Raw genomic sequence first — 20,506 nt, 5'->3', positions numbered from 1 at the left:
GAGAAAGGGAAGGGGGTACCGGCTCAGCCGGTGACCTCGGCGGGGGCGTCAGCAGACTGGATGAGCAAGCAGACGCCGCCGTCGTCCAGTGCTCGGCGAATGACGCCGCTTAACGGTGAGTACCTGGGATGAGATGAGGCCCCAGGCTGCTTCGCTGGCCAGTGACATATTCTGACTTGAGGGTGTAACGGCCGGTGGCCGCACGATGATGAACGAGAAGAAACGATCAGTGAATCCATACCGGCCGGCGCGCCAGGCCGATAGCGTGCTTTCCCACGAGATCCAAAAAAATCGTGAGATACGGGCGGGGATGGACGTCTTCAAGGTTCATGAGCACCTGATCGCTGACTATGCGGCGTTCACCTCGGGGTTCACGGAGATCCAGAACCGGCGGATCAGAGAGCACGTGGAGCGGCAGCAGGCCGCCGGCGAGCAGTGGCCCGACCCCTACCTGTCGCTGAACCCGAACTTCGCCCCCGGCGGCTCCGTCTCCGACCTGGTGCAGCGCGGTCTCCTCACTGCCGAATGCGAGCGGATCTTCCGCGTCGGCAAGGACGACGGTAACCCGGGGCAGATCCTCAACCTGCACCGGCACCAGCGCCAGGCCGTGGAGATCGCCCGCACCGGCGCGAGCTACGTGCTGACCACCGGCACCGGCTCGGGCAAGAGCCTGAGCTACATCGTGCCGATCGTCGACTGGGTGCTGCGGCAAAAGGAGAGCGGCGCCTACCGGCCGGGCGTGAAAGCGATCATCGTGTACCCGATGAACGCGCTCGCCAACAGCCAGGTGCACGAGCTGGAGAAGTTCCTTCAGCGCGGGTACGGGCCCGGCCGGGAGCCGGTCACCTTCCGCCGCTACACCGGCCAGGAAAAAGGGGAGGAGCGCAAGCGGATCCTCGCCGACCCGCCGGACGTCCTGCTGACCAACTACGTGATGCTGGACCTGGTGCTGACCCGCCCCGGCGAGCGCGAAAGCCTCATCACCGCCGCCCAAGGGCTGCACTGGCTGGTCCTGGACGAGCTGCACACCTACCGGGGGCGGCAGGGCGCGGACGTGGCGATGCTGGTGCGCCGGGTGCGTGACGCATGCGGGGCCACACAGATCCAGTGCGTGGGCACGTCGGCGACGATGACGACCGAGGGCAGCCAAAGCGTCCGGCGGCAGAAGGTGGCCGAGGTCGCCGGTCGGCTGTTCGGCGTGCCGGTGGCGCCCGCCCACGTGATCGGCGAGACGCTGGAGCGTGCCACGACCGGCGACCCTGAGGCCGTCACGGCGCTGACGACCCCGGACGGCTACGAGGAGTTCATCGCCGACCCGCTGGCCTCCTGGGTGGAGACCCGGTTCGGGGTGACCGAGGAGCTGACCCGTCCGCCCCGGCCGCGGACCGTGCCCGAGGCCGCCCGCGATCTTGCCGAGCTGACCGGGCGCCCGCATCAGGAGTGCGCCACCGCGATCCAGGACGCGCTGAAGCGGGGGGCGTCCCTGACGCATCCGCGGACCCGGCGGCCGGTGTTCGCGTTCCGGCTGCACCAGTTCCTGTCCAAGGGCGACGACGTGTATGTGAGCATCGAGCCGGAGGCGACCCGCTACATCACCAGCCGCTACCAGACGGTCGTCCCCGAGCCGGGCAAGGAGGACCACCTGCTGGTCCCGGTCTCGTTCTGCCGCGAATGCGGCCAGGAGTACCTGACGGTGCGGCGGATCGAGGAGGCGGGCGCCACCCGCTTCACCTCCCGCCGCGAAAGCGACGCCAGCGGCGAGGAGCTCAACGGCTACCTGTACATCTCCGAGGACTTCGCCTGGCCCGACACGCTGCAGATCGCCATCGACGAGCAGCGGCTGCCCGAGTCCTGGCTGGAGACCCTGTCGGACGGCACCCCTGATGTGGTGGGCGCGAAGAAGCGATACCTGCCCGAGGTGGTGCACCTCGCCCCCGACGGCCGGCTCGACGCCGAGGGCGCCAAGGCCGCCTACGTTCGTGCGCCGTTCACGTTCTGCCTGCGCTGCCGCACCTCGTATGAGCAGGTGCGCGGCAGTGATTTCGCCAAGCTGGGCTCACTGGCGGTGGAGGGGCGCAGCTCGGCCACCAGCGTGCTCAGCTCCACGGTGGTGCGCACCCTGCGCGAGCACGACCCGGTCTTGGACAAGGAGCAGCGCAAGCTGCTGGCCTTCACCGACAACCGCCAGGACGCCAGCCTGCAGGCCGGGCACTTCAACGACTTCGTCCAGGTCGTCCAGCTGCGCGGCGCGCTGTACCGGGCCCTGTTGAACGCCCCCGACGGCCTCACCCACGAGGTGATCGCGCAGAAGGTGACCGACGCGCTCAACCTGACCCTGGCCGATTTCGCGCAGAACCCCGAGGTGCGCTTCACCGCCGAACGCAACACGTGGAAGGCGCTGCGCCAACTGATCAGCTACCGCCTGTACATGGACCTGGAGCGCGGCTGGCGGATCACCATGCCCAACCTGGAGCAGACCGGCCTGCTCAAGGTCGACTACCTCGACCTGCCCGACATCGCCGCCGCTCAGGACCTGTGGGACGGCGCGCACCCCGCGCTGCGCGACGATGTGCCCGAGCACCGCGAGGAGCTGCTGCGCATCCTGCTGGACGAGCTGCGGCGGGTGTTGGCCATCGACGTCGACAGCCTGACGGCGACCGGGTTCGAGCAGATCAAGGAGGAAAGCCGCCATTATCTGAAGGAACCGTGGTCGATGGAGCCGACCGAGCAGGTCGTGCCGACCGCGGTCGCCTACCCGCGCGCGGGCCGCCAGGGCAGCCGCGACCTGCACCTGACGGGTTACGGCGTGTACGGCAAGCACCTGCTCAAGCAGAAAGAGTTCGCCCGCCACGGCCTGGTCCGCGACGACGCCACCGCGATGATCCGCGACCTGCTGAGCATCACCGAACGGTGCGGGGTGCTGACCATGGAGCGGGACGGCTACCAGATCAAGGCCTCGTCGATCCTGTGGCGGCTCGGTGACGGCAAGGGTGCCGAGGACCGGTTGCGCAAGCAGGTCGCCGCCGACAAGGGGCCGCGGGTCAACCCGTTCTTCCAGGACCTCTACCGGCAGAAAGCGGCGAACCTGGCCGGGCTGCAGGCCCGCGAGCACACCGCCCAGGTCACCAACGAGGCCCGCGCGCTGCGCGAGGAGCAGTTCCGCGACGGTGACCTGCAGGTGCTGTACTGCTCACCCACGATGGAGCTGGGCATCGACATCGCCAGCCTGGGTGCGGTGGCCATGCGCAACGTGCCGCCCACCCCGGCCAACTACGCCCAGCGCGCCGGGCGGGCCGGCCGGTCCGGGCAGCCCGCGCTCGTGGTCACCTACTGCGCCACCGGCAACGCGCACGACCAGTACTACTTCCGCAAGCGCGACCAGATGGTCGCCGGGTCGGTGGCCGCCCCGCGCCTGGATCTGACCAACGAGGACCTGATCCGCTCGCACGTGCACGCGCTCTGGCTGGCCGAGACCGGCCTGGCCTTGGACAGCTCCATCGCCGGCATCCTCGACATCGACGCTCCCGGGTTCCCGCTGCTCGCGGAAGTCGCCGCGGCCGCTGTCCGCGTCGATGCGCGCTCGCGGGCCGCTGAGCGGGCCCGGTTCGTCCTGGCCGAGCTCGTCGGCGAGCTGGAGGCCACCTCCTGGTGGCATCCGGACTGGATCGACCGCGCCGTCCAGGACGCGCCCGGGGAGTTCGGCGCGGCCTTCGACCGCTGGCGCGACCTGTATCGGACCGCGCAGGCCGAACGCGAAGAGCAGCACCGCATCATCGGCGACCACTCCACCGGCAAGAGCGCCCGCGATATCGCGACCGCGCGCCGCCGGGAAGCCGAAAACCAGCTCAAGCTGCTGCGCAACGAGGACTCCTCCGACTTCCAGACCGACTTCTACTCCTACCGCTACCTGGCCTCCGAGGGGTTCCTGCCGGGCTACTCCTTCCCGCGCCTGCCGCTGCGGGCCTACATCTCGGCGCGCAAGGGCAAGAACACCGAGGTCGAGTTCATCCACCGCCCCCGGTTCATCGCGATCCGCGAGTTCGGCCCCGACGCGCTCATCTACCACGAGGGTTCGCGCTACCAGGTCAAGGAGGTCCAGCTCACCCCGACCGAGCAGGGCGGGGGCGGCCTGGACACCCGGGCGGCGCGCCGCTGCGAGTTCTGCGGCTACCTGCACGATTCGCAGGTCGGCACCGACGTCTGCGAGTCCTGCGGCGGCCGGCTGGGCAAGACCATGCACCGGCTGCTGCGCCTGCAGACGGTCAAGACGATCCGCCGCGACCGGATCTCCTCCGATGAGGAGGAGCGCCGCCGCGCCGGCTACGACCTCATCACCTCCTACCGGTTCAACGACCACGGAGTGCGGCCCGGCCGCCTGGACGCGGCGGCCGTTCACGGCGGGCGGGCGGCGCTGGAGTTGCAGTACGGCGACACGGCCACCGTGCGGGTCACCAACATGGGCCGCAAGCGGCACACCACCGACGGGTTCTGGATCAACGTGCGGACCGGCCGGTGGCTGTCGGAGAGCAACGCGCTGACCCCTGACCCGCACCCGGTCGACGACGCGGGCCTGGTGCAGACCAAGCAGCTCGTCATCCCCTACGTCGAGGACCGCCGCAACATCCTCATCACCCGGCTGGAGCGCCCGGTCACCGTGCAGGAGGCGACCAGCTTCATGTACGCGCTGGAACGCGGTATCGAGGCCGAGTTCCAGCTGGAGGACAGCGAGCTGGTCAGCGAACTGCTGCCCGATGATGAAAGCCGCGGGCGGGCGCTGTTCATCGAGAGCTCCGAAGGCGGCGCCGGCGTGCTGCGCCGCCTGGTGATGGAAGACGACGCGCTGGCCCGGGCCGCGCGACGGGCGCTGGAGATCGCCCACTTCGACCCCGACACCGGCGCCGACACCGGCGGCGCCATCAACGACGAGCGCTGCGCCAAGGCCTGCTACGACTGCCTGCTGTCGTACGGCAACCAGAGCTACCACCAGCTGATCGACCGGCACCTGGTCCGCGACCTGCTGCTGGCCTGCGCCCGCGCCCGCGTCCCCGAACCTGCCCTCACCAAGCCGCACGAGGCGTGGGAGCCGGTACGGCTGGGCGTCGAAGGCGACGATCCGCGGCACGCGTTCACCGCCTGGTTGCAGGAGCACGAGTACCGCGCCCCCGACAGGATCAGCCCGGAGCCGGCCGGCTGCCCGGCCCGCCCGGACCTGCTCTACGGCACCGTGGCCGTCTTCGTCGACGGCCCTGACGACGCCGGCGCGCCCGGCCGGGACGCAGACGCCGAGGACGAGCTGCGTGATCTCGGCTGGAGCGTCATCCGCGTCCCCTACGGTGAGGACTACACGCAGATCGTGAGCAAGTACCCGAGCGTCTTCGGCGCCAGCAGGAGGAAGTGACGTTGCCCGTCTTCACCCCCGGATCCCTGGTCAACGCCCGAGGCCGCGACTGGGTCGTGCTGCCCGACAGCGACGAGGGCTTCCTCATCGCCCGACCGCTCGGCGGAGGCGACGACGAGATCGCCGCCATCCTGACCGGCGTCGAAGACGTCACCCAGGCGACGTTCCCGCCGCCCCCGCCCGGCGACGCCGGCAACGCGGTCGGCGCGGGCCTGCTGCGCACGGCGCTGCGCGTCGGTTTTCGCGCCACTGCCGGACCGTTCCGGTCCCTGGCCGGCCTGGCCGTCGAACCGCGCCCCTACCAGCTGGTGCCGCTGCTGATGGCGCTGCGCCAGGAGACGGCGCGGCTGCTGATCGCCGACGACGTCGGCATCGGCAAGACCATCGAGGCGTCCCTGATCGCCACCGAACTGCTCGCCCAGGGCAGCGCCACCGGCCTGACCGTGTTGTGCAGCCCGGCGCTGGCCGAGCAGTGGCAGCAGGAACTCGCCGACAAGTTCCGCATCGACGCCGAACTGGTGCTGCCGACCACCGTCAAGCGGTTGCACAAGAACCTCATCGGCGACGACCAGTCGATCTTCGACTTCTACCGGTACACGGTGGTCTCCACCGACTTCATCAAGTCGCCCCGGCACCGCGACGACTTCGTGCGGGCCTGCCCCGACCTGGTGATCGTGGACGAGGCGCACACCTGCGTCGCCGACGACTCGACCGGCGGCGGCCGCATGCTCCGCTACGACCTGGTCCGCAAACTCGCCGCCGACCCCGACCGGCACCTGCTGCTGGTCACCGCCACCCCGCACAGCGGCAAGGACGAGAGCTTCCGCAACCTGATCGGCCTGCTCGACCCCACCCTGGCGAAGTTGAACCTCGACGAGGCCAAGGGCCGCGAGCAGCTCGCCCGGCACATGGTCCAGCGCCGCCGCGGCGACATCCGCACCTACCTCAAAGAGGACACCAAGTTCCCCTCCGCGCGCGAGACCCGCGAGGAGCGCTACCACCTCACCGACGACTACCGCGCCCTGCTGCGGCAGGTCCTCGCCTACGCCCGCGAGACGGTCCGCGACACCTCCGGCGGGCAGCTGCGCCAGCGGGTCCGCTACTGGTCGGTGCTGGCGCTGCTGCGCGCCCTGGCCTCCTCGCCCCGCGCCGCCGCGGCCACGCTGCGCACCCGCGCCAAAGGCGTGGAGACCGAGACCCCGCAGGAGGCCGACCGGATCGGCCGCGCGACCGTCCTGGACATGGCCGAAGACGAGGCGGCCGAATCCGTCGACGTGATCCCCGGCTCCGACGACCTCGACGAGCACGACCAGACCGAACGGGCCCGCCTGGTCCGCTTCGCCAAGGCCGCCGACGCCCTGGCCGGACGAGGGGACACCAAGCTGAAGGCGCTGGGCGGCGTGGTCCAGGGGCTGCTGGCCGACGGCTACGACCCGATCGTGTTCTGCCGGTTCATCGACACCGCCGAATACGTCGCCGAGCACCTGCGCACCGCTTTGGGCACGGCCGCGACCGTCGCGTGCGTCACCGGGACGCTGCCGCCCAGCGAACGCGAGAACCGCATCGACGAGCTGCGCGCCGTCGAGGGCCGCCACGTGCTGGTCGCGACCGACTGCCTGTCCGAAGGCGTCAACCTGCAAGACGCCTTCCAGGCCGTCGTCCACTACGACCTGGCGTGGAACCCCACCCGGCACGAGCAGCGCGAGGGCCGCGTCGACCGGTTCGGCCAGACCGCCGAGAAGGTCCGCGCGGTCACGATGCTCGGCGCCGACAACCTGATCGACGAGATCGTCATGCGGGTACTGATCCGCAAGCACGAGGAGATCCGAAGGAGCCTCGGCGTCAGCGTCCCGGTGCCGAACTTCTCCAACCAGCTGGTCGAGGCGCTGATGGAGGAGCTGCTCACCAGCAGCACCGAGACCTGGGAGCAGGTGCCGCTGGAGGGGTTCACCGCCACCGACCTGCACGCCGAATGGGACAGCTCCGCGGCCAAGGAACGCACCTCCCGCACCAAGTTCGCCCAGGCCGGCATCAAACCCGACGAGGTCGCCCGGGAACTGGCCGAGATCCGCGCCGGCCTCGGCTCCTCGACCGAGATCGAGACCTTCGCCCGCGAGGCGCTCGACGCGCTCGGCTCCTCCATGACCGCGCGGGAGGACGGTTTCGCGGCCGTCACCGCGACCCTGCCGCCCGGGCTGCGCGACGCGCTGCCGCCCGGCCACCCCCAGCCGCTGCCGTTCCACCGCGACCTGCCGGTGCCGCGCCGCCACGCCCACCTGGACCGCACCGACCCGGCTGTGGGCGCCATCGCCCGCTACGTGCTGGATGCCGCACTCGACCCGAAGACACCCGGACCGCGCCCCGCGCGGCGCTGCGGCGTCATGCGCACCAATGCGGTGCAGCGCCGTACCACGCTGCTGCTGGTCCGCTTCCGCATGCACTTGACCCTCCCCGGCCGGCAAGGGCCCCGGCCGCTGGTCGCCGAGGAAGCCCGCGTGCTGGCCTTCCGCGGCCGGCCGGACAACCCCGAGTGGCTGCCGCCGCAGGACGTGGAGGCGCTGCTGGCTGCTGAACCCAGCGGCAACATCGCCCCCGACCTGGCCCGCGACGACCTGGAGCGGCTGCTGGCCCTGGAGACCCGCCAGGCACCCGATCGCGAGCCCGCGACCAAGCCCCGGCTGCTGTGGCACCTGGAAGACGCACTCGACGCCGAGGCCGACGCCGCAGCCGAGCAGCTACGCGACTCGCACGCCCGCGTCCGGGAGGCCAGTCGGCAGAGCGGCACCAGCAAGATCACCGTCATCGCGAACAAACCCGCTGACCTGCTCGGCGTCTACGTCTACATGCCCGCCGCCGCCGGAGGCCTGCCGTGAGCCGCTCCCCCTTCCCCGCCGTGCGCATCGCGGGCGGCCTGCTGCCCCCCGACCTGTTCACCCGGGCCCTGGCGGACAAGGACCTGCCCGGCCGCGAACCAGACGCCTACGGCCTGTCGCCGCACGAGAGCGTCCGCGAGGCCGCCGCCCGCGCGTTCGACTACCTCAACGGCGCCTGGCAGGCCTTCACCCGGGAACGAGGCAAAGCCGCCCAGGAGGGACGTTCACCGCGCACCCGCGGCCACTGGCTGCTGCCGCTGTTCGATAAGCTCGGCTACGGTGTGCTGCAGCCTTCGGGCGGGTTCAGCGTGGGCGACACCGATTTCCCGGTCAGCCACTGCTGGGGGCGCGTGCCGATCCACCTGCTCGGCTGGGACGCCGATCTGGACCACCGCACCAAGGGCGTCGCCGGTGCGGCGCACAGGGCACCGCAGTCCATGGTCCAAGATCTCCTCAAGCGCAGCGACGACCACCTGTGGGCGATCCTCGCCAACGGCGGCAAGCTGCGGCTGCTGCACGACTCCCGCGCGCTGGCCGGCTCGGCGTATGTCGAGTTCGACCTGGAGCTGATCTTCTCCGAACAGCTCTTCCCCGACTTCGTGCTGCTCTACCGCCTCGTCCACGCCACCCGCTTCGCCGTCCCCGAAGGCAAGACCTCGGCCGACTGCTACCTGGAGCAGTGGCGCGCCGACGCGGCAAAGAGCGGCGAACGCGCGCTGGCGCGGCTGCGCAAGGGCGTGGAGCTGGCGATCAACACGCTCGGCACCGGGTTCCTCCAGCATCCCGCCAACGACCTGCTCCGCAAGCGGCTCGCCGGGAACGCCACCGCAGACGACCTCTCCTCATCGCCGCTCTACGGCACCGAGCAGAAACGCGACTTTTACGGCGACCTCGACAAGCTCACCACGCTGAGCAAGGAGGACTACAACCGGGCGATCCTGCGCCTGGTCTACCGGCTGCTGTTCTGGTTCGTCGCCGAAGACCGCGACGTGCTACTCGAGCCGGTGACCGCCGACGAGTCCGCTCCCATGCTGCTGGCCGCACGCGACCGGTACACGAAGTACTTCTCGGCGCAGCGCCTGCGCGACCGGGCCCTGCGCGGCGGCGCCGATCCCCACGACGACCTGTGGCAGGCGGTCAAGTTGGTCTTCGACGGCCTCGGAACCCAGACCGGACTCTCGCAGCTCGCCGTCCCCGGCATCGGCGGCCTGTTCGAGCGGATCACCGAGCTGCCCGACGGCACCCGCTGCGAGCCGAGCCTGCCGGACGAGCTGGACGCGCCCCTGGAGGGCATGCGGATCTCCAACAGCCGCCTGCTGCAGGCCGTGCGCCACCTCGCCGTGGTCGACTCGGGAACGCAGCGGCGGCCGGTCAACTTCCGCGAGCTCGACTCCGAGGAACTCGGCAGCGTCTACGAATCGCTGCTGGAACTTCACCCCGACCTCGACGCCGACGACCGCACCTTCACGCTGCGGCGCGCGGCCGGCAACGAACGCAAGACCACCGGCTCCTACTACACCCCGTCGTCCCTGACCGAGGCGCTGCTCGAGACCGCGCTCAACCCGGTGCTGGACGAAGCTGCCCGCGGCGCCGAGCCCGCCGAAGCGAAGGTCGAGGCCCTGCTGGGTGTCACCGTGTGCGACCCGGCCTGCGGTTCGGGCCACTTCCTGGTCGCCGCGGCCCGCCGGATCGCGCGACGCATCGCAGAGGTCCGCTCGGGTGAGGACGAGCCCTCCCCGGATCTCGTACGGCACGCGATGCGCGAGGTCGTCTCCCGCTGCATCTACGGCGTGGACATCAACGAGATGGCCGCCGAGCTGGCCAAGGTTTCGCTCTGGCTGGAGTCGGTCGAGCCCGGCAGACCACTGGCGTTCCTCGACGCCAACATCCGCGTCGGCAACGCCCTGCTCGGCGCGACGCCTGCGCTGATCAGCCGGGGCATCCCGAAGGAGGCGTTCAAGCCGATCGAGGGCGACGACAAGAAGGTCGCCTCGGCGGTGGCGAAAGAGAGCGAGACCGAGAAAGCCCAAGCCGCCAAGGGCGTCATCCAGGACAGCCTGTTCGGTGAGGAGGCGATCGACCGGTCCAACACGCGCCTAGCGGCACGCACTCGCGAACTCGTCGGTGAGCTGCCGGAGGATCTGGCCGGTCTGGTCGTGCAGCGGCGCAGGCTCCGCGCCCTCGACGCCGAACGCCGACCGATGAAGCGGGTGGCCGACGCCTGGTGCGCCGCGTTCGTGCAGGAGCTGACCTCCCAGACCCGACTGTCGGCGATCAAGCACGGCACCCTGGCCTGGATCGGCGGCGACGATCTCGACGAGCGGCAGCGGACGATGACCGAGAAGGTCGACGAACTGGCCCGCGACTACCGGTTCTTCCACTGGCACGTGGAGTTCCCGCATCTGTTCCGCGTCCCGGAGAACGGGCCGACCGACCCTCAGACCGGCTGGGACGGCGGGTTCACCTGCGTCATCGGCAACCCGCCGTGGGAGCGGGTGAAGATCCAGGAGAAGGAGTTCTTCGCCGCGAGGAACGAGGACATCGCGAGCGCCAAGAACGCCGCCGCGCGGAAGAAGGCGATCGCGGCGCTGAAGGACAGCGAGGAGGAGGCCGACCGGCGGCTGTATGCCGAATTCGTCGGCGAGCTGCGGCAGGCCGACGGCGCGACGCTGCTGCTGCGCGACTCAGGACGGTACCCGCTGACCGGCCGGGGCGACATCAACACCTACGCGGTATTCGCCGAGACCGGCCGAACCCTGCTGGCCCCGCACGGCCGAGTCGGCATGGTGCTGCCCACCGGCATCGCCACCGACGCCACCACCCAGTTCTTCTTCAAGGACATGGTGGAGACCAAAACCCTCGCCTCGCTCTACGACTTCGAGAACGAGGAGAAACTCTTCCCGAACGTCCACAACCAGTTCCGGTTCTGCCTATGGAGCGCCTCAGGCCGGCGCGCTCCGCAGGAGCACATCCGCCTGGCGTTCCGGCTCCGGAAGAAGCAACAGATCACCGAGCGCGAGTTCGTCCTCACCCCCGGAGACATCGTCCTCCTCAACCCGAACACCGGCACCTGCCCGGTCTTCGACCACAAGCGGAACGCCGACATCACCGTCGGTATCTACCGCCGCGTGCCGGTGCTGTGGAGGGAACCCACCCAGGATGGTGAGGGGCTCAACCCGTGGGGTCTGTCGTTCATGGCCATGTTGCACATGGCGAATGACTCAGGCCTGTTCCGGCCCAGCGCCGCCAACGGCGAGACGCTGACAGGCATGCTCGACGAGGGATGGGAGCTGAAGGGCAACGTCCTCATCCGGAACGGCGAACGGCTGCTGCCGCTGTATGAGGCGAAGATGCTCCACCACTTCGACCACCGGTTCAGCACCTACCTCAACGCGACCCAGGCCCAGCTCAACAAGGGCACGCTCCCCAGATCCACGCCTGAGCAGAAAGAGGATCCGGCCTACGTTGGAATGCCCGAGTACTGGGTGCCAGAGGAGGCAGTTGAAGATCGTCTTTGCCCGCAGGACGCTGTTCGAGGTGACCGCCGAAAGCGGAGGTGGGAGCACGGTTGGCTGCTGGGCTGGCGCGACATCTGCCGCAGCGCCGATACCCGTACCGTGATCAGTACAGCGCTCCCTAGGGCAGCGGTAGGTGACAAGTTTCTTCTCGCCCTACCGGAAAGAGACGGCGCTCTTCTTCAGGCCAACCTGACCTCGCTCGTTCTCGACTTCTGCGCTCGTCAGAAGATCTCCGGCACGTCCCTCAAGTACTTCATCTTCAAGCAGCTTCCGGTACTGCCGCCTGAAGCCTACGAACGGGACTGCCCGTGGTACCCGGACGAACGCCTCGACCGGTGGGTCCGGACGCGGGTGCTGGAGCTGACCTACACCTCCTACGACATGGAGGCCTTCGCCCGCGACCACGGCGACGACGGCCCGCCGTACCGGTGGGACGAGGAGCGGAGGTTCTGGCTCCGCGCCGAACTGGACGCCGCCTACTTCCACCTGTACGGCGTGACCCGCGACGACGTCGACTACATCCTGGGCACCTTCCGCGCCTTCCAGAACGTCTCCCCGGACCTGTTCGCCCGGACCAGGAAGGCGATCGGCGAGATCTACGACGCCATGGCCGACGCGATCGCCGGGCGCGCGCCGTACCGGACCGTCCTTGACCCCGCGCCCGGCCATGGGCCCCGCCATCCCGCCCGACCGGCCCTCGAGGCACCTGGGAGCAGCTGACCGTGACCGATTCCGTCCGCATCGAAGCCATCTTTCGTACCGCGATGGAAGTGCTGCGCGACAGCGTGGAGCCGCTCTCCAAGCAGCAGGTCGTAGACGCCGTCGCCGGACGATTCGACTTCACGCCCTACGAGGCCCACCTCGACGAACGCGGTCGTCCACGCTGGCAGGTGGCGCTCGGCTGGCGGAGCGGTGATGCCGCGACCATCGGCTGGATCATCAAGCGGGGACACTGGTTCCTCACTGAGGCCGGGATCGAAGCCCTGGCGACCTATTCGGAATCGGAGCTCTTCGCCGAACTCCTCCGCAGATATCAGGAGATCCGCCGCCACCGCACCCATGCCCTCAAGCAGCTGTCCGGCAGTGAGCAACTGCTCGTCGAGGCGCTCGGGTCGGTACCGGCCGGCGCATGGACCTCATACCGTGACCTCGCAGAAGCGACAGGCCTGCCCGAGGACCAGCTGCCTCACTTCCTCGCCCAAGTCGACGTTCCCGGGGCCTACCGCGTGGCCTACGACGACGGCACGCTTCCCGGCGAAGGCATGCGCCACTTCAGATACCGGGGCGGCGACATCGCTCAACGGCTCCGATCGGAGAGCGTGACCTTCGACCCCAGCGGCCGTCTCTCCCAGACGGATCGGGTCCAGGGCTGGGAGATCAAGGAGCGGCTGGAGGAGCTCCCGTCCCTGAACCCCGAGCCGGGGAACCGCCGGGCCTGGCTGGTGCGCGGATCGTCGGTGGACGGGCGGGATCTGGTTCCGGTGTGGCTGCACAGAGGGTCGGTGTCGCTGGCCGCCTCCAGCCTTCGCGAGATCCCCTCACCGATCGAACGTGACCTCCTCAAGACCGCCATCGAGGAGGACTACCAGCACAAGTCGTACGCGGTGCGGCAGGCCAAGCTGGCGGAGTTCGACGCGTTCTGCAACCGGATGCGCCCCGGTGACTACGTGCTCACCACCACCCAGGGCAAGGCGTACGTCGGCCGGATCACCGGTGAAGCCGTCTACGTGCACTCCTCCGATCAGCGCTCCAACCTGCGCCGCGCGGTGGCGTGGCTGAACGAGACCCGGCCGGTGCCGTTCGCGAACCTGCCCCACCCCCTGCCGGCGAAGCTGCACAGCCAGTCCGACGTGGTCGAGCTCACCGAGAACCTCACCGCGGTCGAAGAGCTGCTGACCGCGCTCGGCGTCGAACTCGACGATGCCCAGGCCGGACCGCCGAAGGACCTCGCCTTCGGCGAGGTCGGCGAGGAGCTCGCTGAGGAGACCTTCATCGACCGCGCGCAGCTTCAGCGCCTGGCCGACCTGCTGTGGGAGAACAAGCAGATCATCCTGTACGGGCCGCCCGGCACCGGCAAGACGTTCCTGGCCCGCAAGCTCGCCGGGCGGCTGGCCGAGCCGAGCGCGGTCAAGCTCGTGCAGTTCCACCCGTCCTACACCTACGAGGACTTCTTCGAGGGGTTCCGGCCGGTGCAGCGGGCCGACGGCCAGCTCGCCTTCGAACTGCGGCCGGGGCCGTTCCGGCAGCTCGTCGAGGCGGCCCGCCAGCACCCCTCCGACCCGTACATCCTCATCATCGACGAGATCAACCGCGCCAACCTGGCCAAGGTCTTCGGCGAGCTGTACTTCCTGCTGGAGTACCGCGACGACGCGATCAGCCTGCTGTACTCGGCCGAGGCGGACTTCACCCTGCCGGAGAACATCTTCGTCATCGGCACGATGAACACCACCGACCGCTCCATCGCCCTGGTCGACGCCGCCATGCGGCGCCGGTTCCGGTTCGTCGAGCTGCACCCGGACCTCGTCCCGGTGCGGGGCCTGCTGGGCCGCTGGCTGGAACGGCTCCGCGAAAGCGATCCTTCGGCCGTGCACAACCTGGACGCCCCCGCGCTGCTGGAGGCGCTCAACGCCCGCATCGAGGACCACGACCTGGCGATCGGCCCGTCCTACCTGATGAAACCCGGCATCTACCATCGCGTCGACGGCCTGGAGACGGTCTGGGAGACCTCGATCCTGCCGCTGCTGGCCGAACACCACTACGGCAGCCCGCCCAGCGTCCTGGACCGCTACCGGCTGTCGGCGCTGCGGCAGGCGGCCGCCGTACCGAAATGACCCGGATCGAGGTACCCGAGACCGGGCAGGTCCTGGCCCGGCTCTCCGCCGAGCAGGGACGGCACCTGGCCGGCTCCGACGTGGTCGACGCCCGGCCCTCACCGTACGAGGAAGGCGTGTGGGAGGTCACCCCGCGCGGCAGGGTCGGAGTCGCGCTGATCGGCGACGTTGAGGTGTGGGTGACGCCGAAACTCGCCATCGACCGACTGCTGTTCCTCGTCGGGTACGCGGCCGACCCCAAGGGATGGCGGCAGGAGACCATCGGATTGGACGCCCGCGACGGGCTGGTGCCCGCGGTGGCCCAAGCGCTGTGGCGGCAGGCCGAGCAGGCGCTGCGCCAAGGACTCCTGCAGGGATACCGGACGGTGGAGGAGTCCTCCTACGTGCTGCGCGGGCGGCTGCGGGAAGGGGAGCAGCTGCGGCGCCATCACGGGCGGGTGATCCCGATGGAGATCCGCCACGACGACTTCACCGTGGACGTCGCCGAGAACCGGATCCTGCTGGCCGCGATCACCCGGCTGCTCACCGTCCCCGGTATCGACGCCGAATCCCGGCGGCGCCTGACCGCGCTGCGGGGACGGCTGGCCGGAGTGACCAGCCTGGTCGGCGGCACGGTGCTCCCGCACTGGCAGCCGTCCCGGCTCAATGCCCGCTACCAGGCGGCGCTGCGCCTGGCGGAGATCATCTGGCGGGCCACCTCGCCCGAGCACACCCCCGGCGCCATCGCCGCCAACGGGTTCCTGTTCAACCTGCCCAAGGTGTTCGAAGACTTCGTGACCGTCGCGATCTCCGAGGAGCTGCACGCTCGCCACGGCGGGGCCGCCCGCCCGCAGTACCCCTGTCACCTCGATGACGCGCTGGCGGTGCGGATGCGCCCGGACCTGGTGTGGGAGCTGCACGGGCGACCCGCCGCGGTGGCCGACGCCAAGTACAAGCGGGAGAAATCCGCCGGCTACCCTGACGCGGACCTGTACCAGATGCTGGCCTACTGCACGGCGTTACGGCTCCCGCAGGGCCATCTGGTCTACGCCAAGGGAAACGCGGCGGCGGCCCGGCACGCCGTCCGGCACACCGGCATCGAGATCATCTGCCATGCCCTCGACCTCACCCTGCCACCGGAGCAGTTGCTGACCCAGGTAGGAGGCATCGCGGCCGAACTGGCCGGCAGGCAGAGCGCCCCCTGAACGGCATGGCCCAGCTCCCGGTGATGCCCGGCACGGTGGTTCCGCTTCGTCGAGCGGGGTTACCGCAGGTCCCACATCCGGAGTGTGGCGTCGGCATTGGCTGAGACGGCGACGAGCCGGCCGTTCACCTGCCCGGCGGCCACGGACATGACCTGGATGAGACCGCCGAGCGGAAGTTCGCTGAGCTGCTCGTGCGTGGTCAGGTCCCACACCCGCACGGTGGCGTCATAACCGCCGGAGACGGCGACAGGCCGGCCGCCCAGTGTGCCGATCGCCACCGAGGAGACGATGTTGCCGTGGGTGAACGGGCGGCCGAGCTGCTTGCGGGTGGCCAGGTCCCACACCCGGATCTGGTTGCCGGTGTCACCCGACACCGCGATGGGCCGGCCGTTCAGCGCTCCGACCGCCACGGAGGGCACGAGGTTGCGATGGCCGGTGAACGGCCGCCCGAGTTGTTCGCGGGTGGCCAGGTCCCACACCCGGACGGTGGTGTCCCAGCTGGCCGAGACGGCGACGGGCCTGCCGTTCAACCGGCTCAACGCCACCGAGGTCACCGCTTGGCGGTGGCCGGTGAACGGTTCGCCCCGTTGTTCGCCGGTGACCGGATCCCACACCCAGACCGTGCCGTTGTCGCTGCCGGCGACGACGACGGCTCGCCCGTCCAGCTTGCCCAGCGCCACCGAGTAGATCGCGGTGTAGCCGTCCAGCGGCCGGCCGAGCTGCTTGCGGGTGGCCAGGTCCCATACCCGGACCATGCCTCTTGAGTCTCCGGAGACCGCGATGGGTCGGCCGTTCAGCTGCCCGGCTGTCACCGTCATGATCGGCACGGGCCGATCCCCGCCGGGGGGCAGTTCGCCGAGCTGCTCGCGGGTGGCCAGATCCCAGAGCCGGATCGTGCCGTCCCAACTGCCGGAGACCGCGATGGGGCGGTTGTCCAGCCGTCCGATCGCCACCGAGGAGACCAGGGTACGGTGGCCGGTCAACGGTGCGTCCGGCGAGGTCGTGTCGGTCGCCGGTCCGGGCAGGGAGCCCGCATCGGAGGGGGCGTTCGCCGCGCGCATGACGAGCACGACGACCACCATCGCCACGCAGGCCGTCACCGCGGCGAGGGTCAGGACAAGGGTGCTGCGTCCACCTGGTTCGCGCAACCGTCTCCTCCTTCAGCGTCGGCTGCCCGGATGGTCGCGGGGAGCTGCTCCCGGCGCCCTGACGCCGCCACCCCGTATCGCGCGTTCTGGCTCATCACGGTCACGGTCGCGGCACCCGACAGGATCATCCCTTAATCGAGGGGAACTGGACAGGAGTATGAGGATGTGGCCAAGGCCGGGCCGTAGCCGGGGATCGCGTGCCGCACGTCACGGACGCAGGCGACGGCGGCCCCGCTCAGGGCCAGGGCGGCGCAGCCCCACAGCGTCGGCCGCACCCCGGCCAGGTCCGACAACGGGTCGGCGAGGGCGTAGCGGACCGGCGTGAGCAGCGTGTCGAGCGCCGTCGTGGTGGCGAGGACGCGACTGAGTTGAACGTCGGGAATCCTCCGCTGGAGGAAACTCATCCAGGTGATCAAGCTTGATGTGCCGGCCGCTCCGGTCATCGTGACGGCCGGAAGAACCAGCAGCAGCGGCGCGTCAGCGGCCATGGTGATCAGCAGCAGCCCTTCAGGGACGGCCGCCGCGCAGCCGATCGCATCGGCCCGATCAGGGCGCGTCGGCAGCGATGTGATCGAGCCTATGATCAGGACCTCTCCGGCAGGTGCAAGGCTTCCCGCTGCTCGGGACGGCCGGAACGGAGCGCGAGCACCATCAGGACCACCGCGGCGAGCTGGTAGAGGTCCCCGCCGACCGCAGAGAAGACGGGCCACTGCGGGCCCCCGTCCATGAACTCCGCCGACCCCTCCACCAGGAAGAGCACGAGATGCAGGCTGTACATCGGGACCAGCGCGGCCGCGAGGAGTCCGGCGGCGACCCGGCCGGTCCGCGGCCGGCCCAGCCGGGCGCCGAGCAGGCACATCCCGAGCCCGAGCAGCACGTACGGCGCGACACCGAGGATCCCGGTGAACTGCACCTGGCGGATCAGCACGAACGCTTTCAGGCGGAAGCCGCCGGAGAAGAACTGGACCATCCCGTAGATGTTCCCGTCGTACTCCCCCAGGGGAGCCGGGAGAGCCGGCGGGGTCAGCAGTTCCTGCAGCTCCAGCCAGGCCAGGTAGGCGGCCGGAACCGTCGCCCACAGCAGGGCGGCGGCCCACAGCATCCGAGATCGTCGTGTCACGCCGGGCGACTCTAACGGTGCGCGGCGACAGTTCCGTCACAGCCGCGTCCAGCCGGCGATGGCGGAGGTCTTGATCACGTCGGTGCGGCACCTGAAGATCGTGTTGGTCCTGTAGCTGACCGGGTAGACCTTTGCGTCTGTTCGGGTGATCTCGCCGTCCGGTGACGGCTTGAAGGCCGTGCCCTTCGAGCTTGGCAACCCGTGACACCAGCGGCACCCGACGGGCCGACACGCGGCCTGCCGTGGCCGACGTCGTCCGTGCTGTGCGGGGCCGGTGATCCAGAAACCGGCGGGAGTACGCCGTCTCACCGGAGCCGGTTGTGGACGTCACGCACCGTACAAGCGCTGACTTTCACCTCGAGGTTCCTCAATCCCCATGTCGGACTGCTCCGGGATGGTCTCTCGAGCGGCGGCCTCGACGGTGTCCTCCGACTTGCGGTTCACCCTCGACTTGAGGTCGTTGAACCTGCTCTTGACGTGCGGCGCGGCCTTCGACGCGACGACGCCCACCACGACGCCCGCCGAGACGCATACGGCTGCGCCTACCTTGATCGCGGCTTCAGCCGGTAAGAGCTTGGCATGTTCGACAAGCGTGTTGTCATCATCCCGCACGAGAGCGCTGAACCTTCCAGGAGTACTCGACTGCGAGAGGTGCATTCCGGACGAATACTCAACCCACATCAAGGTCCGAAGCATTCCGAGCAGGTCGTCAAAGGCCATGGGGCAACAGTAGAGACCGTCACCGACGCCGCGGCGGGAAAACCAGCAGATACCCCGCCAGTGTCCGTGGCCATGCCAAGACGTTCTCAAGCTGGCGTTCTTCGTCCACGCTGTCTCCTGCCGCAGGGCACATCACCGGGCCGATCTTGTGTCCGCCTCGTCTTCCCGCTCTACCGGCCCTGGTCGAACTGCCGGTTGTAGAACGAGCCCGGCCCGTTCCCCGACGGCAGTGGCCGGTTCGGGGCGGGGCGTGCACCACCGCGCTGGCCATGAACTGACCGGAAGATCACCGCCAGGGCGGCCGGTTGTCCTCGTCCTCCTGGCGCTGGCTCGTATACCGGTCGGCCCGTGACCGCGCTTCGCGGTCCAGCCGGTCGCGGGCGCTGGGGGCGTCGGGGTTCTTGACCGTCGCGGACCGCACCCGGATGGCGGCTTCCTTGTCCCATCGCGTGTTCTTGCCCATGCCTCCGCCCTACCCGCTCCTGCTGCCCTGTTCCCAGCTCATCCGAGGCTCGCCGCACGGTTCGCCTCACGCGCATCCCGAGAAGAGGACGATTCCGTGGGCAGTAGCGCTGCCTGGTGGATCAGCGGCAGACTGCGCCCAATACCGGCGCATCCGCTTGTAACACCTCGCCTTGGCGACACCCGGTGGGCCTGGGATGATGCGAGCGTCCCCTCGCTTCGCCCCCTGACCAGGACCCTCCCCTCGTCCTGGCCGAAGTGCGGGGCCAGAAAGGGACACTCGCCATGCGACGAGTCGTCACCGCCGCCGGTGCCTGCCTGAGCGCCCTGGCCCTCACCATCCCCCTGACTACGACCGCGGCGTCGGCCACCCCGCCGAACATCCCCACCGCGAGCACCGCCGCCACCCGGCTGGCGGCGCTGACCGTCAAGGCCGAATCCAACGCCGGTTCCTACGACCGGGACCTGTTCCCTCACTGGATCACCATCAGCGGCTCCTGTAACACCCGCGAGCAGGTCCTCAAGAGGGACGGGACGAACGTCGTCGTCAACTCCAGCTGCGCCGCGACCTCAGGGAGGTGGTACTCGCCGTTCGACGGCGCCACCTGGGCGGCTGCCTCCGACGTCGACATCGACCACATCGTGCCGCTGGCGGAGGCGTGGCGTTCCGGCGCGCATGCCTGGACCACGAGCAAGAGACAGTCGTTCGCCAACGACCTCGGGGGCCCCGAGCTGTGGGCGATGACGGACAACTTGAATCAGAGCAAGGGGGACAAGGACCCGGCCGCCTGGCAGCCGCCGCAAAACCGGTGCCTGTACGCGCGGGCGTGGATCCAGATCAAGTACCACTGGGGCCTGACCCTGCAGAGCAGTGAGAAGACCGCCCTGCAGAACATGCTCGCCACCTGCTGACCCCCGTACACGTCGGCGGCCCCGCCAGGAGATGCTTCCTGGCGGGGCCGCCGACATATGCGTGTACCGGTGCGCGGGGTCGCCTCTCGGCGAAAGGCACAACGCGGCTCCAGCCGAACGGTCGTCCGCGAAGGCAAATTAGGTGAGGCCCGGGGACACCGAGCACACCGGCCACGAAAGAACACAACCATCGACCGGCGGCGGATGTTCCCGCTGCCGCGTCCGAACCGGCCGCTCCACCGACCGTGCCGGTTCCCGCACTGCTCGTCGGCATGACCGGATGCGGACCACCCGCCAACCAGGCTGTCCCGTCCGGCGTCCTGTTTCCCGTCCGTCCTCC

General features: G+C 69.7%; 12 protein-coding genes. 6 read left to right on the top strand and 6 right to left on the bottom strand.

Going from position 1 to position 20,506, the window contains the following annotated elements:
* Positions 1-310: 310 nt before the first annotated feature.
* From HS045_RS30085 to HS045_RS30065, 5 genes are read left to right on the top strand one after another with little or no spacing between them, the layout of a single operon-like run.
* A complete protein-coding gene (locus HS045_RS30085; RefSeq protein WP_196454994.1) occupies positions 311-5,398 on the top strand; it encodes a DEAD/DEAH box helicase in 5,088 nt (1,695 codons plus the stop codon).
* Positions 5,395-8,271: a helicase-related protein gene (locus HS045_RS30080; RefSeq protein WP_307827800.1), complete on the top strand. Its 2,877-nt coding sequence runs from the start codon at positions 5,395-5,397 to the stop codon at positions 8,269-8,271. The genes HS045_RS30085 and HS045_RS30080 overlap by 4 nt, the downstream gene beginning before the upstream one ends.
* Positions 8,268-12,509 carry an Eco57I restriction-modification methylase domain-containing protein gene (locus tag HS045_RS30075; RefSeq protein ID WP_196454993.1) on the top strand — a complete coding sequence of 1,414 codons (4,242 nt, stop codon included), beginning with the start codon at positions 8,268-8,270 and terminating at the stop codon, positions 12,507-12,509. The genes HS045_RS30080 and HS045_RS30075 overlap by 4 nt, the downstream gene beginning before the upstream one ends.
* Positions 12,510-12,511: 2 nt before the next feature.
* Positions 12,512-14,620, top strand: coding sequence for an AAA family ATPase (locus tag HS045_RS36300; RefSeq protein ID WP_196454992.1), 2,109 nt, complete (start codon positions 12,512-12,514; stop codon positions 14,618-14,620).
* Positions 14,617-15,804, top strand: a complete 1,188-nt coding sequence (locus tag HS045_RS30065; protein ID WP_196454991.1) for an McrC family protein — start codon at positions 14,617-14,619, stop codon at positions 15,802-15,804. The genes HS045_RS36300 and HS045_RS30065 overlap by 4 nt, the downstream gene beginning before the upstream one ends.
* A 59-nt stretch (positions 15,805-15,863) precedes the next feature.
* Here the strand turns inward: HS045_RS30065 and HS045_RS30060 are convergent, their stop codons facing one another.
* The 6 genes from HS045_RS30060 to HS045_RS30035 form a co-directional block, all read right to left on the bottom strand.
* A complete protein-coding gene (locus tag HS045_RS30060) occupies positions 15,864-16,952 on the bottom strand; it encodes a WD40 repeat domain-containing protein (RefSeq protein WP_196454990.1) in 1,089 nt (362 codons plus the stop codon).
* A 131-nt stretch (positions 16,953-17,083) separates the two neighbouring features.
* Complete coding sequence (locus tag HS045_RS30055; protein ID WP_196454989.1) at positions 17,084-17,440, bottom strand: hypothetical protein; 357 nt, start codon at positions 17,438-17,440, stop codon at positions 17,084-17,086.
* Positions 17,441-17,535: 95 nt separating this feature from the next.
* Positions 17,536-18,072 carry a hypothetical protein gene (locus HS045_RS30050; protein WP_196454988.1) on the bottom strand — a complete coding sequence of 179 codons (537 nt, stop codon included), beginning with the start codon at positions 18,070-18,072 and terminating at the stop codon, positions 17,536-17,538.
* Positions 18,073-18,108: 36 nt separating this feature from the next.
* Positions 18,109-18,270, bottom strand: coding sequence for a hypothetical protein (locus HS045_RS30045; RefSeq protein WP_196454987.1), 162 nt, complete (start codon positions 18,268-18,270; stop codon positions 18,109-18,111).
* A gap of 129 nt (positions 18,271-18,399) precedes the next feature.
* Entirely contained in the window at positions 18,400-18,792 is a 393-nt protein-coding gene (locus HS045_RS30040; RefSeq protein ID WP_196454986.1) for a hypothetical protein, read from the bottom strand.
* A gap of 286 nt (positions 18,793-19,078) precedes the next feature.
* Positions 19,079-19,255, bottom strand: coding sequence for a hypothetical protein (locus HS045_RS30035; protein ID WP_196454985.1), 177 nt, complete (start codon positions 19,253-19,255; stop codon positions 19,079-19,081).
* A gap of 284 nt (positions 19,256-19,539) precedes the next feature.
* On the opposite strand from HS045_RS30035, the gene HS045_RS30030 reads away from it, so the two are divergent.
* Positions 19,540-20,166, top strand: a complete 627-nt coding sequence (locus tag HS045_RS30030; protein WP_196454984.1) for an HNH endonuclease family protein — start codon at positions 19,540-19,542, stop codon at positions 20,164-20,166.
* Positions 20,167-20,506: the final 340 nt, after the last annotated feature.

Origin of the sequence: Planomonospora sp. ID82291, from assembly GCF_015711645.1 — a bacterium.
Lineage (GTDB): Bacteria > Actinomycetota > Actinomycetes > Streptosporangiales > Streptosporangiaceae > Planomonospora.
Note: the sequence above shows the minus strand (reverse complement) of the source record. Positions and strands in the feature narration are given on the sequence as shown.

What these genes read in the sequence shown, in the direction of transcription:
- HS045_RS30055 (WP_196454989.1), bottom strand. Translation starts at nt 17,440, where the DNA reads ATGGCCGCTGACGCGCCGCTGCTGCTGGTTCTTCCGGCCGTCACGATG.
- HS045_RS30065 (WP_196454991.1), top strand. Translation starts at nt 14,617, where the DNA reads ATGACCCGGATCGAGGTACCCGAGACCGGGCAGGTCCTGGCCCGGCTC.
- HS045_RS30035 (WP_196454985.1), bottom strand. Translation starts at nt 19,255, where the DNA reads ATGGGCAAGAACACGCGATGGGACAAGGAAGCCGCCATCCGGGTGCGG.
- HS045_RS30040 (WP_196454986.1), bottom strand. Translation starts at nt 18,792, where the DNA reads ATGGCCTTTGACGACCTGCTCGGAATGCTTCGGACCTTGATGTGGGTT.
- HS045_RS30030 (WP_196454984.1), top strand. Translation starts at nt 19,540, where the DNA reads ATGCGACGAGTCGTCACCGCCGCCGGTGCCTGCCTGAGCGCCCTGGCC.
- HS045_RS30085 (WP_196454994.1), top strand. Translation starts at nt 311, where the DNA reads ATGGACGTCTTCAAGGTTCATGAGCACCTGATCGCTGACTATGCGGCG.